Below are 12,707 nucleotides of genomic sequence, written 5' to 3'. Positions count from 1 at the left end.
GTCGTGGGTCCAGTATTGCTGAACATGAGGTTTCGACGTCTAGGTGCCGCGCTGATGGTGGCCGTGGTCGCACTGATGCTGGTGACGGCGTGCGGTGTCACCCGCGGCGATCAATCCCGCGGCCTGCACCGACTGCGCATGATGGTGCCCAACAGTCCCGGTGGCGGCTACGACCTGACGGCGCGTACCGCGGTGAAGATCATGGAAGACACCGATATCACCGGGCGCATCGAGGTATTCAACGTCATCGGGGCCGGCGGCACTGTCGCGATGGCCCGGCTGATGAACGAAAAGGGCAACGACGACCTCATGATGATGATGGGGCTCGGCGTGGTGGGAGCCGTGTACACCAACGGCTCCTCGGCGCGCGCCTCGGACGCCACCGCACTGGCCAAGATGGTCGAGGAGCAGGAAGGCATTCTGGTGCCGGGGGATTCGCCGTTCCGCACCATCGGCGATCTGGTCGCGGCGTGGAAGGCCGATCCGGCCAAGGTCACGATCGGTGGCGGATCGTCGCCGGGCGGACCCGATCACCTGTTCCCGATGGAAACCGCACGCGCGGTCGGAGTCGACCCGAGCAAGGTCAACTACATCACCTACGACGGCGGCGGTGACCTGCTGACGGCCCTGCTGGGCAAGAAGATCGCGGCGGGCACCACCGGACTCGGCGAATTCGTCGACCAGATCGAGGCCGGCCAGGTCCGGGTGCTGGCGGTGTCGGGGGCCGAACGCGTGGACGGGATCGATGCGCCCACCCTGACCGAGGCCGGTATCGACCTCACGTTCACCAACTGGCGCGGAATACTCGCGCCGCCAGGAATTTCCGGTGAGGCCAGGGACGCGATGGTGCAGGCCCTGACCGATCTGCACGGCACCCAGCAGTGGCGCGACGCGCTGGTGAAGAACGGCTGGAGTGACGCGTTCAGCACGGGCGCGGACTTCGAACAGTTCCTGCGTGATCAGGACAAGCGCGTCTCGACGACGCTGAACGAATTGGGGTTGTTGTGAAGGTCGACAAGACCCAGTATCTGGTCTGTGCGGTCCTGGTGGCCGTCGGCGGATTCCTGATCTATGACGCGCTGACCTTGACCGGCGGGTTCGCCAAGGTCGACCCCGTTGGGCCGCGGGCATTTCCGCTGGGGATCGGGATCGTCCTGATCGTGCTCGCGATGATCCTGGCGATCGCGATACCGCGCGGATCGGTCGGTGAGGCGGACGCCGGTGAGGACGTCGACCCGAACATGCCGGGGGACTGGCGCACGGTGGGACTGCTGGTCGGACTGTTCGTGCTGGTGATCGTCCTGGTCAAGCCGTTGGGATGGGCCATCACCGGTGCACTGCTGTTCGCCGGGGCGGCAACGATTCTGGGCAATCGCCACTACATCCGGAACCTCGCGATCGGCGCGGTGCTGTCGGTGGGGAGCTTCTACGCGTTCTACTCCGGGCTCGGAATCCCGCTGCCCGCAGGCATTCTGGACGGGATTTTGTAAATGGGTAACTTCGAATGGCTGCTTCAGGGGTTCGCCGAGGCCGCGACCCCGATGAACCTGATGTACGCCGTGATCGGCGTGCTGCTGGGTACCGCGGTCGGCGTGCTGCCGGGCATCGGCCCGGCCATGACGGTGGCCCTGCTGCTGCCGGTGACCTACAACGTCAGCCCCAGCGCCGCCTTCATCATGTTCGCCGGGATCTTCTACGGCGGGATGTACGGCGGGTCGACCACCTCGATTCTGCTGAACACCCCGGGTGAATCCTCGTCGGTGATCACCGCGATCGAGGGCAACAAGATGGCCAAGGCCGGCCGAGCCGCGCAGGCGCTGGCCACCGCAGCGATCGGCTCCTTCGTGGCGGGCGCGATCGGCACCGCGCTGCTGGCCGCCTTCGCGCCGCCGATCTCGCGGTTCGCGGTGACCCTCGGTGCGCCGTCCTACCTGGCGATCATGCTGTTCGCCCTGGTCGCGGTCACCGCCGTGCTCGGTTCCTCCAAGCTGCGCGGTGCGATCTCGCTGTTCCTCGGGCTGGCGATCGGGGTGGTCGGCATCGACTTCCTCACCGGCCAGCCGCGCGCCACCTTCGGCCTGCCCCAGTTGTCCGACGGCATCGACATCGTGGTGATCGCGGTGGCGATCTTCGCACTCGGCGAGGCGCTGTGGGTGGCGGCGCATCTGCGCCGCCGGCCCGCGGACGTGATTCCGGTGGGGCGGCCGTGGATGAGCCGCGAGGATTTCGGCCGGTCATGGAAACCGTGGCTGCGTGGCACCGCCTACGGGTTCCCGTTCGGCGCATTGCCGGCCGGAGGCGCCGAGTTGCCGACGTTCCTGTCCTACATCACCGAGAAGCGGCTCTCCAAGCACCCCGAGGAGTTCGGCAAGGGCGCCATCGAGGGTGTGGCCGGACCCGAGGCGGCCAACAACGCCTCGGCGGCGGGCACCCTGGTGCCGATGCTGTCGCTCGGGCTGCCCACCAACGCCACCGCCGCGGTGATGCTGACGGCGTTCGTGTCCTATGGGATTCAGCCCGGTCCAACGCTTTTCGAGAAGGAACCGCTGCTGATCTGGACCTTGATCGCCAGCCTGTTCATCGGGAACTTCCTGCTGCTGGTGCTCAACCTGCCGCTGGCGCCGCTGTGGGCCAAGCTGCTCCGCACGCCGCGGCCGTACCTGTACGCGGGCATCCTGTTCTTCGCCACGCTGGGGGCGTTCGCTGTCAACGTGCAACCCCTGGATCTGGTCCTGCTGCTGGTGTTCGGGCTGCTCGGTTTGATGATGCGCCGATTCGGATTGCCGGTGCTGCCGTTGATCATCGGGGTGATCCTCGGCCCCCGCATCGAACGGCAACTGCGCCAGAGCCTGCAGCTCGGCGGCGGTGACTGGACCAGCCTGTTCACCGAGCCCGTCGCGATCGTCACCTATGTACTCATGGCCATCTTGTTGTTGATGCCGTTGGTGCTCAAGCTGATGCACCGCAGTGAGGAGACGCTGTTGATCGTCGAGGATGATGCGGATCAGCAGGAGAAGGCGACCCAAGCATGACAACCGACGAGCGCTTGCGCGAGGAGAACTCATGATCGTTGTCGGCTACACCGCGGACGTCTTCGGCATCGCCGCTGTCGAGCACGCCATCGCCGAGGCCGCCCTGCGGGGCACCGGCCTTCTGGTGATCAACGCGACCTCGGGCGAGGCCTATGTGGATTCCCGGTTCGCCCGCTCCGGTCAGGTCCACGATGTCGAGGAACGGCTACGCGAGAGCGGCGTGCCGTTCGAGTTGCGCCAGCCGGTGGGGGTCGATGCGGCCACCGAACTGCTCGATGCGATGGACGCCGCCGATGCGGAGTTGCTGGTGATCGGTATCCGGCACCGCAGCCCGGTGGGCAAGCTGTTGCTGGGCAGCGTGTCGCAACAACTGCTGCTGGAATGCCCCAAACCGGTTCTGGCGGTCAAACCCGAGCATCACTAACATGGTCTGAACTGGGATTATTCTCCTCACACGGCGCATCTTCGCCCGGTGAGGATCAGTTTTCGTGGCGATAACGTCGCTGGAAAGATCCGACAACACCCTCACCGCACGATGGGGGCATGGCGGACGGCGCGGCTCCGGGTTCGGTTCCGGACACGACACACCGGACTGCGTGTTCGTACTGTGGCGTCGGCTGCGGTATCGAGGTCACTACCAGGGTCGATGACGGCCGCACGGTGATCGCCCGGGTGAGCGGCGACAAGCTGCACCCCACGAATTTCGGCCGGCTGTGCACCAAGGGGGCGATGCAAGCCGAGATGATGGCCGCCGACGACGACCGGCTCACGTCAGCTTTGCTGCGGCCCACGCGTGCCGATGAACTGCTGCCGAGACCGGTGGACGGCGCGGTAGCCGAGGCGGGGCGCCGGCTGCGGGCCATCGTCGACGAGCACGGCCCCGACGCCGTCGCCCTGTATGTGTCCGGACAGATGACGCTGGAGGCGCAGTACCTGGCCACCAAGCTCGCCAAGGGTTTCCTGCGTACCGTGCACATCGAGTCGAATTCCCGGTTGTGCATGGCGAGTGCGGGGACCGGGTTCAAACAGTCGCTCGGCTCCGACGGGCCGCCGGGCTCCTACACCGACTTCGACCGGGCCGACCTGTTCTTCGTCACCGGTGCCAACATGGCCGACTGCCATCCGATCCTGTTCCTGCGCATGGCCGATCGGCTCAAGGCCGGCGCCAAGCTGATCGTGGTGGACCCGCGGCGGAACGCGACCGCCGAACGTGCCGACCTGTTCCTGCAGATCAAACCGGGAACCGATCTGGCCCTGCTCAACGGCCTGCTGCACCTGTTGGTGGAGAGCGGCGACATCGACCATGAGTTCATCGCCGAGCACACCGCGGGCTGGGAGGCGATGCCGGAGTTCCTGACCGACTACCCACCGGACCGGGTCGCCGACATCACCGGAATCCCCGAGTCCGACATCCGCACTGCCGCAGCGATGATCGCCGAGGCAGGGGAGTGGATGAGTTGCTGGACCATGGGGCTCAACCAGAGCACGCACGGCACCTGGAACACCAACGCGATCTGTAATCTGCACCTGGCCACCGGCGCCATCTGCCGCCCGGGCAGCGGGCCGATGTCGTTGACCGGTCAGCCCAACGCCATGGGCGGCCGTGAAATGGGGTACATGGGGCCGGGTCTGCCCGGCCAGCGGGCGGTATTCGCAGCCGATGACCGGGCGTTCGTCGAAACCCGGTGGGGGCTTGCGCCCGGCACCATCCGCTCCGAGGTCGGTCCCGGCACCATCGGCATGTTCGAGCAGATGGAGCAGGGCTTGATCAAGGCCTGCTGGATCATCTGCACGAATCCCGTTGCCAGCGTGGCCAACCGCAAGACGGTGATCAACGGTCTGGAGGCCGCCGAGCTGGTCGTCGTCCAGGATGCCTACCGGTCCACGGCCACAAATCACTACGCGGACATCCTGCTGCCCGCCGCGTTGTGGGCGGAATCCGAAGGCGTCATGGTCAATTCGGAACGAAACCTGACGCTGTTGTCTCCGTCGGTCGCCCCGCTGGGGCAGGCCCGGCCGGACTGGCAGCTGATCTGCCAGGTGGCCGCGCATCTGGGGTTCGCCGAACACTTCGATTACCAGTCCGCAGAAGAGATTTTCGCCGAGATCCGCGAGTTCGCCAACCCGAAGACCGGATATGACTTGCGCGGCGCCGATTACGAGAGGCTGCGCCAGAGCCCTCTGCAGTGGCCGGTTCCACCGGTCGACGGCCCCGGTGGGGAGGACGACCGGCACCCGATCCGCTACCTCAACGACGGCATCAGCCAGGAGCTGTTCGTCGACGCCGACGGCCACCGGCCCCGGCTGGCCTTCGCGACGCCGTCGCGGCGGGCCGTCTTCCACGTCCGGCCGCACATGGATGCCGCGGAACTGCCCGATGACGACTATCCGATGGTGCTCAACACCGGTCGGCTGCAACATCAATGGCACACCATGACCAAGACCGGCAAGGTGGACAAGCTCAACAAGCTCAACCCCGCGCCGTTCGTCGAAATCCACCCGCTGGACGCCCTGGAACTCGACATCGTGGAGGGGCAACCGGTCGAGTTGACGTCCCGGCGGGGGCGCGCGGTGCTCCCCGCGGTGCTGTCGGACCGGGTGCGGCCCGGCAACTGCTTTGCGCCGTTTCACTGGAACGACGAACACGGTGAGTACCTGACCGTGAACGCCGTGACCAACGACGCCGTCGACCCGGACTCGTTACAGCCTGAGTTCAAGGTATGCGCGGTCAGCCTGCGTCCGGTCCGGTCGGTCGACGGCACGCCGGCGCTGCATTCGCTGGCCGCGGAAATGGGATTGAGTGCCGCGCACAAGCCGGCCCTGAGCCAGGACGAAAAGATCTACCTGGCCGGATTTTTCACCGGCCTTCCGCAAGATCCGGCGGGAGTGCCGGTACTTCCGGACGTGGCGCCGATCAGTAACAAGGTGCGGCTCTGGGTGGACGGGGTGCTGGCCGGACGCTACTCGCGGGCCGGCGACGGCGTGCCGAGCGAGCTTTCGGTGCCAGGCGGGCCGCTGGTGTTGTGGGCTTCACAGACCGGCACCGCCGAGGAGTTCGCGGCCGGGCTGGCGGGCCGCATCGACGGTGCGTCGTTGGTCAACATGGATGACCTCGCGCTGGCCGACCTGGCCGCCGCACGCGACATCCTGGTGGTCACCAGTACTTTCGGCGATGGTGGCCCACCGGACAACGGCGCCGACTTCTGGAGCCGGCTGCAGGCCCGGGACGCCCCGCAGTTGCACGGGGTTCGCTATGCGGTGCTCGGCATCGGTGACAAGTCCTACGACAACTTCTGCGGGCATGCGAAATCCCTGGACCAGCGGCTGGCCGATCTGGGTGCCACCAAGCTGCTCGAGCGCGCCGACTGCGAGGCCTACGACGACGAGCCGTTGCGACGCTGGGTCGATTCGGTCACCACGGCGCTCACCGGAGCCACGCCGGTCCCTGCCATCGCCGGCGGCGGCACCCGCACCGTCATCCCCACCGAACCCGACGAATTCACCAGGGCCAAGCCGATTCTGGCCGTGCTGGCGCGCAACGACCTGCTGACGACGGCGAGCGCGGCCAAGGAGGTCCGCCAGTTCGGCTTCGACATCTCCGAGTACGACGTGAGCTATTCGGTCGGTGACTCACTGGGTGTCTATGCCAGCAACGATCCGGCTATGGTCGACTCCTGGCTTGCGGCCACCGCGCTCAACCCTGACTCGGTGATCGAGGTCGACGGTGTCGAGCAGTCGCTGCGCGATGCCCTCATCGCTTCCTACGACATCTGCCGGGTGACGCCGGACCTGCTGCGGTTCGTCGCGGACTCCTGCGCCGACAAGTCCGCGGCCAAGATCTTGCGTAATTCGGGTGAGCGGCGCAGCAATTGGCTGCGTAACCGCAACGGTCTCGACGTCGTGAGCGAGTTCGCGGTGCGCGCCGAACCCGAACAGTGGCAAGAGGTCCTGGTCCGATTGACCCCGCGCAACTACTCGATCGCGTCGAGCCCGCTGGTCAGCCCGCACGAGGTCCAGCTGACGGTGTCGGTGGTGCGCTACCGCGGGGCCGGCGGCTCGGCCAGGGGCGGGGTGTGTTCCACCTTCCTGGCAGACCGGGCCGCTGCCGCGCCGGTGTTTGTGCAACGCTCACCGCATTTCCGGCCGCCAGAGGATGCGGGCACGCCGATGATCATGGTCGGCCCGGGCACCGGCGTGGCGCCCTTCCGGGGATTCCTGCAGGAGCGCCGGGCGCTGGGGCACGGCGGCCGCAACTGGTTGTTCTTCGGTGATCAGCACCGCAGCGAGAACTTCTACTATCGCGACGAGTTTGAGGAGATGGCTGCTGATGGGTTCTTAAGCCGGCTGGACCTGGCGTTCTCCCGCGATCAGGCCGACCGGGTGTACGTGCAGCACAAGATGCTCGACCGCGGTGCCGAGGTGTGGCGCTGGCTGGACGACGGCGCCCACTTCTACGTCTGTGGTGACGCCTCCCGGATGGCCAAGGACGTGGACACGACGCTGACCACGATCCTGCGCATCCACGGCGGGATGTCCGAGGACGCCGCGCGCGACTACAAACGGGAACTGGTGGCCCAGAAGCGGTACGTGCGCGACGTCTACTGAGCTCGCGTCATTGAGCCAAGTCGTTCCACACGATCTTGGCGAGCTCATCACGGTCGGCCACACCAAGCTTGATGCAGGCCCGGTAGATGTGACCCTCCACGGTGCGGACCGAGACGGTCAGCCGTTCGGCGATGTCGCGGTTCGACAGCCCCTGGGCGACCAGCCCGGCCACCTCGCGTTCGCGCGCCGTCACCGGCAGTGGGCGGGCGGCCGATCGAATCGCCGGGGTGGCGGCACCACCGCACTTCGACGCCAATTGCAGTGCGTGAGCGGCGGATTCGGTGCTGTTGCGGCGATGCCCGGCCTTGTCGTGCAGGGGCACCGCCTGGGCGGCCGAGTCGGCGGCAGACAGCAGCAAGCCGGCTTCCTCGAAGGCGGTGGCCACCTTGTCCAGTTCGACTGGGTCGGCGGCGGCCACGGCTGCGGCGTGCCGGGCGTACAGGGCGGGCAGTGGACCGTCCGTCCGCTCGACCAGGTCCTGCAGACGACGGGTTACGCTGCGGTCGCCGAAGCGTGCCGCGCTGTGCAGAGCCTCGGCCTCGACCGCGAACTGGCCTGACGAGTGCGCCGCATCGGCGGCCGCCCTGGCCTGGTCGATGGCCGACCGGTGCCCGCCTTTGGCGGCGGCCAGCCAGGCCTTGGCGAGCATCCGAAGGGGCTCGTGCAGCGCCATGAACTCACCCGAGTGCTCCTTGGCGTCGTCGAGTACCCGCTCTGCCTCGGCGGGGTTGCCCACCCCGGCGTAGGCGCGGGCCAGCAGCAACCGGCCGGGCAGCTGCCAGGGCAGGGAGCTCTCGGCGTTGAGTGCGGCCAGGGCCTGTTCGATCGCCAGGATGGCGTCACGGAAGCGACCGCTGTGCGTGGCCGCCACGCCTTCCATGATCTTGGCGATGGCCCAGCCGGCGAACTGGCCGGCCGAGGAGAACTCGGCGTACTCGGTGGCCCGCTGCTGGGCCAGATCCAGCCGGCCGGTGTAGGCCAGGGCCAGCACCTCGCCGTAGAACACCATGATCCGGACCATGCCGTCGGTGGTCTTGCGCTCGGCGCGGCACCGCGATGCGATCGGCAGGAAATCGTTGCCGCGACCGATCAACGGCATCGACAGGCCGGATGCGAACGCCGCGAAATCCACGGCCTGCCGGGGCGCCTCAGGGTTTGCCAGCACCCGTTCGGCTATCTCCAGCCCCTCGGGGATCTTGTTCCGGTGAACGGCCATGCCCGCTCCGGTCGCATCGACGATCAGCTTCAGGATGGGATGGGTGACCCGCTCCCGCAGGAGCGCCAGCACCTGATCCGCGCGCGCCACATCGCCCATGGACCAGAAGAGGTTGGACAGCCGGGGAATGCCCCACTGCACGAGCTCCATCTCGTTGAGGTCGGCAGGGGAGAACTGCTCGAGGATGGCGTCGGCCTGTACCGGGTGGCCCTGCCACAACAGTGCCCGGGACAGCAGTGCGGCTGCGCTCAGGCCACCGCCGTGGGCGAAGGCCGCACGGGCCAGTTTCTCGCCGAGCGGAAGGTTGGACAGGAACACCGCGTCCTTGGCGGCCGTGATCAGCAGTTCGATGTCGGTGCCCTGGTCGCTCTCGATGGCCAACTCGGCCAACTTGATTCGGCTGGCGGGCGAGTCGAGGTTGCGTTCGTGCAGGATCTTGGCGATCCGGCCGCGCAACTTGCGGGCCGACGCGGTGCCGACCCGCCGGCGCACCGCCTCGCCGAACAGCGGGTGGCTGAAACGAACGTTGATCTGACCGTCGTCGGCGACGATCCGGATCAGGCCGCGCATCTCGGCCGCATCCACCGCGTCCTCTCCGGCCAATTCGGCCAGGGCATCGATGTCCAGGGGTTCGCACAGTGCCAGCAGTTTCAGCGCGTGCAGCACATCCTCACCGGCGTGCGCCAGCCGCTCGTCGAGCAGTTCGACCAGCCCGGACGGAATGACGGTGGGCCCGCGGAACTGCCACACTCCGTTGACCTTGGTCAACGTGCCCGCGTCGACCGCGCCCTCGACCATGTTGCGCAGGAACAGCGGGTTGCCGCCCGAGGTCTCCCACATCACGTCGGCGCTGAGCCCTTCCAGGGTTCCGCCGAGCACGGTTTCGATGAGGGCGATGCTCTGCTGCTTGGTGAACGGGCTGAGTTCGAAGCGCTGGAGGTAGCCGTCTTTCCACAGCGAGGTGACCGCGTCGGGTACCGGCTCGCCGGTGCGCACGGTGGCGACCACGTGGCCGGAGCGTTCCACGGCGATCTGGTGCAGCAGTGTCGCCGACAACTGGTCCAGCAGATGCGCATCGTCGATTCCGACGATGGTGTCACCATCGGCCACAAGGGATTCGCGTGCGGATCCGATGAGGGCAATCGGGTCTCGCGATCCCGACGACGACACCCAGTGGGCGAACGCGCCGAGCGGGATGCTCCGAGACGACTCGGTGCATGCCGTCCAGTGCACCTTGCGGCTCAACGATGCGGTGACGGTGCGCGCCAACGTGGTCTTGCCGACTCCCGCGGCTCCGACGAGGACGACGCCGCAGCTGTCCGTCCCGCTGAGGGCGGCCCGAATGGCCTCGTGCTCGGCGGGCCGGTCCAAAAGCTGCCACTGACCAGGCATGAATCCTGAGTCTAGGGGCACCGGGGCCGGAACGCTGCCGAACAGGGGGTCGATGGGGGGGTGTTTGTCGGGGGTGGCGGCGAATGTTCTTCCCATTGCAAGTATTTCCCGTTCGCTGGGGTCAGTCCGGAAGTTCGGCGATGTCGGAGGGCTCGTGCCGGGCGATGTGGTTCATCTTGTGCCGGAAGTCGCTCGATGCCTCGTACACCTTGAGCTTCAGCCGGTTGATGGATCCCAGGGGCCGGTGTGCCTCGAGGCCTCGCCATGAGTTGAAGGACAGCACGTCGTCGCCATAGGCGCGGCGCAGTGCGCTGTACGGGTTCTGCTTGGGGAACACCACCTTGGCCACCGGCAGGTACGGGGATGATTTCCAGGGCTTGGTGGCGTCCTCGATCGGCATCTTGTCCTTGTCGAGACACAGTTGCACGCTGAATGTGTACTCCGCGGAGTGCTTTTCGAAGAACGCCATGATCAGGTCGCGGTGCTCGTCCTGGCCGGGGTTGCGCGGAAGGGTCTGATCGGCAAGCACTTTGACCTCCGGTGAGGTCGGCTCGTATTTGAAACGGGCCACGTAGTCGCCGTACCGGATCGGGGCGGAGGAGTAGAAGGTCTCGCCCAGGATGGGGCGGTTGGGCGCGGCGAACACGGCCAGATTCTCCGGTATCGGCAGGCGGATCTTCTTGAGTGCGCCGAGCAGTTCGCTGACTGCCCACATCGAGCCGTCGGACAGCCGGGCCAGCAGGGTGGCGCTCAGCATCCCCAGCTTGCGGTACGCGTGAGCGTCGGCGAACAGGAATTCTTCGTGCGTGACCAGCACGAAGTCCTGCGTGACGTTCCGTGCGTCCTGCGGGTCCTTCATCGCGCGCTCGCCGTGCACGCCGATGGCCTTGATGCCGAGTCCGCGTACGCCGCGGTTCTTGTCGCTGCGCAGTACCCCGGAGGTGGTCGAGATGCGGGCGATGACCGGGAAGCTGCGCTCGGAGGCGAACACTCCCTGGGCGAGCACCTCGGGTAGGTCCGGATTGACGATGAGCTCGCCGCGCAGGATGGCGTGGCTCTTGGCATGGGCGTCACGGAGGCCGTGCTTGAACTTCTTGTAGGCCCGTTCGTTGTTCTTGCGCAGTGCCTTCACGATCTTCTCGATGTCCTTGGCCTCGCCGGGCTTGGGTTGCTCGAGATCGTCGCGGTAACGAACCGGGTCGAGGCTTGCGGCGATGCGACGTACGTCGGCGGGGGCCATGGCTTCGGTCATACGGATGCCTTTCTGATTCAGCGGGGGACTACGACGTTCCAAGGGGCGAACGGGTTGGTCACACCGGCCAGGGCCGGCGTCAGCTCGGGGAAGTGGCGCAACAACACCGAGCGCATGTCGTTGTCCCGGACCCACTTCATGCCGGCCACGGTGTAGGTCTCCTCACGGAAGTCGCTGGTGAAGAAGCGGTCGCTTTCCAGCCGGCGGGTGGCCATCAGGATGAAGACCCGGAATGCGGTGTCGCTGAAGCCGAATCCGGGTGGTTTGGGCTCGGCGTACAGTCCGATCACCAGGTCGACGAGATCGACGTCGTCGTCGTAGACCTCGCGCAGCTCGGCCGCCAGCGCGGTCTCACCGGTCAGTTCCTCGAACGTCTTGACCCGCTTGAGCCGGAACAGCTCCCGGAACTCGTTGTAGCGCGGCACGCCCCGTTCCCGGCATCGGATCAGGTCGATGGTGGCCAGATCCATCAGCGTGCCGTCGACGCGATGCATGTGCTGCAGGTGCCGCGGGAAGTTGTGCAGCGACAACGCCCCGGGATGGGCGCGACCGAAGGAGTACAACAGGTCCGCCATGGGGCTTTCGGCCAGCCGGGCACGCACATTGAGCACCGACAATTCGGGTAGCTCGTGCTGTGCGGTGACACTGTCGTCGGCCAGCGAGCGGAAGGTGAACTCGTCGGGAATCAGCGGGTGCATCCGGTACACCGCGACGAACTCCTCGGTCAACGAGTACGGCACGCCGTGATGTGTGGTGGGCGAGCCGGGGATGCCGTGCAGCAGCGGACTGGTGCTGATGAGTCCGCAGCTTCGTCGGAATCGGGGGCCCAACCGCTCGCCGAGCAGCCCGAACCAGTTGACGCGCATGGCCGTCACCGTTGTCGGGTGCGCGATGATCGCCGGCGTCCAGTCGACGGTGTGGATCTTGGCCATCAATGCGGAATTGACCAGGCGTGCCTTGTCGTAGAGCTGTTGGCCGGTCAGGTAGGGGTACGCCCGGGCCAGGTGGTCGCAGATGGCGTTGTGCTCACGCATGAACAGTGAGTGCAGCAGGGCCAGGCCCACCCAGAAGTTTCCCGCGGTGCCGGTCAGGTCCGCGGTCGCCTCGACCTCGGGTGGCGGCAGGCCCGAGTCGTCGATTCGCAGCTTGCCGTGCTCGGGCGCGCGCAGGGCGCTGGCGAATGCCGGTGTGGTCCCGTAGATCTGGGAGG

General features: G+C 66.9%; 8 protein-coding genes. 5 read left to right on the top strand and 3 right to left on the bottom strand.

Annotation, left to right across the window (positions count from 1 at the left end; all coding sequences use genetic code 11):
* Positions 1 to 24 precede the first annotated feature (24 nt).
* From EH231_RS08570 to EH231_RS08550, 5 genes are all read left to right on the top strand, one after another.
* Positions 25 to 1,008 (top strand): Bug family tripartite tricarboxylate transporter substrate binding protein, encoded by a 984-nt coding sequence (locus tag EH231_RS08570; RefSeq protein WP_124712223.1) that lies wholly within the window; start codon positions 25 to 27, stop codon positions 1,006 to 1,008.
* Positions 1,005 to 1,490, top strand: coding sequence for a tripartite tricarboxylate transporter TctB family protein (locus EH231_RS08565; protein WP_206429640.1), 486 nt, complete (start codon positions 1,005 to 1,007; stop codon positions 1,488 to 1,490). Before EH231_RS08570 ends, EH231_RS08565 begins: the two co-directional genes overlap by 4 nt.
* A complete protein-coding gene (locus EH231_RS08560; RefSeq protein ID WP_124712221.1) occupies positions 1,491 to 3,032 on the top strand; it encodes a tripartite tricarboxylate transporter permease in 1,542 nt (513 codons plus the stop codon).
* A 31-nt stretch (positions 3,033 to 3,063) separates the two neighbouring features.
* Positions 3,064 to 3,456: a universal stress protein gene (locus EH231_RS08555; RefSeq protein ID WP_090431171.1), complete on the top strand. Its 393-nt coding sequence runs from the start codon at positions 3,064 to 3,066 to the stop codon at positions 3,454 to 3,456.
* A gap of 119 nt (positions 3,457 to 3,575) precedes the next feature.
* A complete protein-coding gene (locus tag EH231_RS08550; protein WP_124712220.1) occupies positions 3,576 to 7,637 on the top strand; it encodes a bifunctional nitrate reductase/sulfite reductase flavoprotein subunit alpha in 4,062 nt (1,353 codons plus the stop codon).
* Between the two features lie 7 nt (positions 7,638 to 7,644).
* Here EH231_RS08550 and EH231_RS08545 read toward each other — a convergent pair whose 3' ends face one another.
* From EH231_RS08545 to EH231_RS08535, 3 genes are all read right to left on the bottom strand, one after another.
* Positions 7,645 to 10,245: a LuxR C-terminal-related transcriptional regulator gene (locus EH231_RS08545; RefSeq protein ID WP_124712219.1), complete on the bottom strand. Its 2,601-nt coding sequence runs from the start codon at positions 10,243 to 10,245 to the stop codon at positions 7,645 to 7,647.
* A 121-nt stretch (positions 10,246 to 10,366) separates the two neighbouring features.
* On the bottom strand, positions 10,367 to 11,485 hold the full coding sequence (locus EH231_RS08540; protein WP_090432094.1) for a catalase family protein: 1,119 nt from the start codon (positions 11,483 to 11,485) through the stop codon (positions 10,367 to 10,369).
* Positions 11,486 to 11,514: 29 nt separating this feature from the next.
* On the bottom strand, positions 11,515 to 12,707 hold a 1,193-nt coding region (locus EH231_RS08535; RefSeq protein ID WP_277425625.1), incomplete at its 5' end, for a peroxidase family protein.

Origin of the sequence: Mycolicibacterium nivoides (assembly GCF_003855255.1) — a bacterium.
In the GTDB taxonomy this organism is placed as follows: Bacteria; Actinomycetota; Actinomycetes; order Mycobacteriales; family Mycobacteriaceae; genus Mycobacterium; species Mycobacterium nivoides.
The sequence above is the reverse complement of the archived record's forward strand: the minus strand, read 5'-3'. Positions and strand labels throughout refer to the sequence as shown.

Coding starts and splice junctions, on each gene's coding strand:
- EH231_RS08570 (WP_124712223.1), top strand. CDS start 25: ATGAGGTTTCGACGTCTAGGTGCCGCGCTGATGGTGGCCGTGGTCGCA.
- EH231_RS08560 (WP_124712221.1), top strand. CDS start 1,491: ATGGGTAACTTCGAATGGCTGCTTCAGGGGTTCGCCGAGGCCGCGACC.
- EH231_RS08555 (WP_090431171.1), top strand. CDS start 3,064: ATGATCGTTGTCGGCTACACCGCGGACGTCTTCGGCATCGCCGCTGTC.
- EH231_RS08550 (WP_124712220.1), top strand. CDS start 3,576: ATGGCGGACGGCGCGGCTCCGGGTTCGGTTCCGGACACGACACACCGG.
- EH231_RS08545 (WP_124712219.1), bottom strand. CDS start 10,245: ATGCCTGGTCAGTGGCAGCTTTTGGACCGGCCCGCCGAGCACGAGGCC.
- EH231_RS08540 (WP_090432094.1), bottom strand. CDS start 11,485: ATGGCCCCCGCCGACGTACGTCGCATCGCCGCAAGCCTCGACCCGGTT.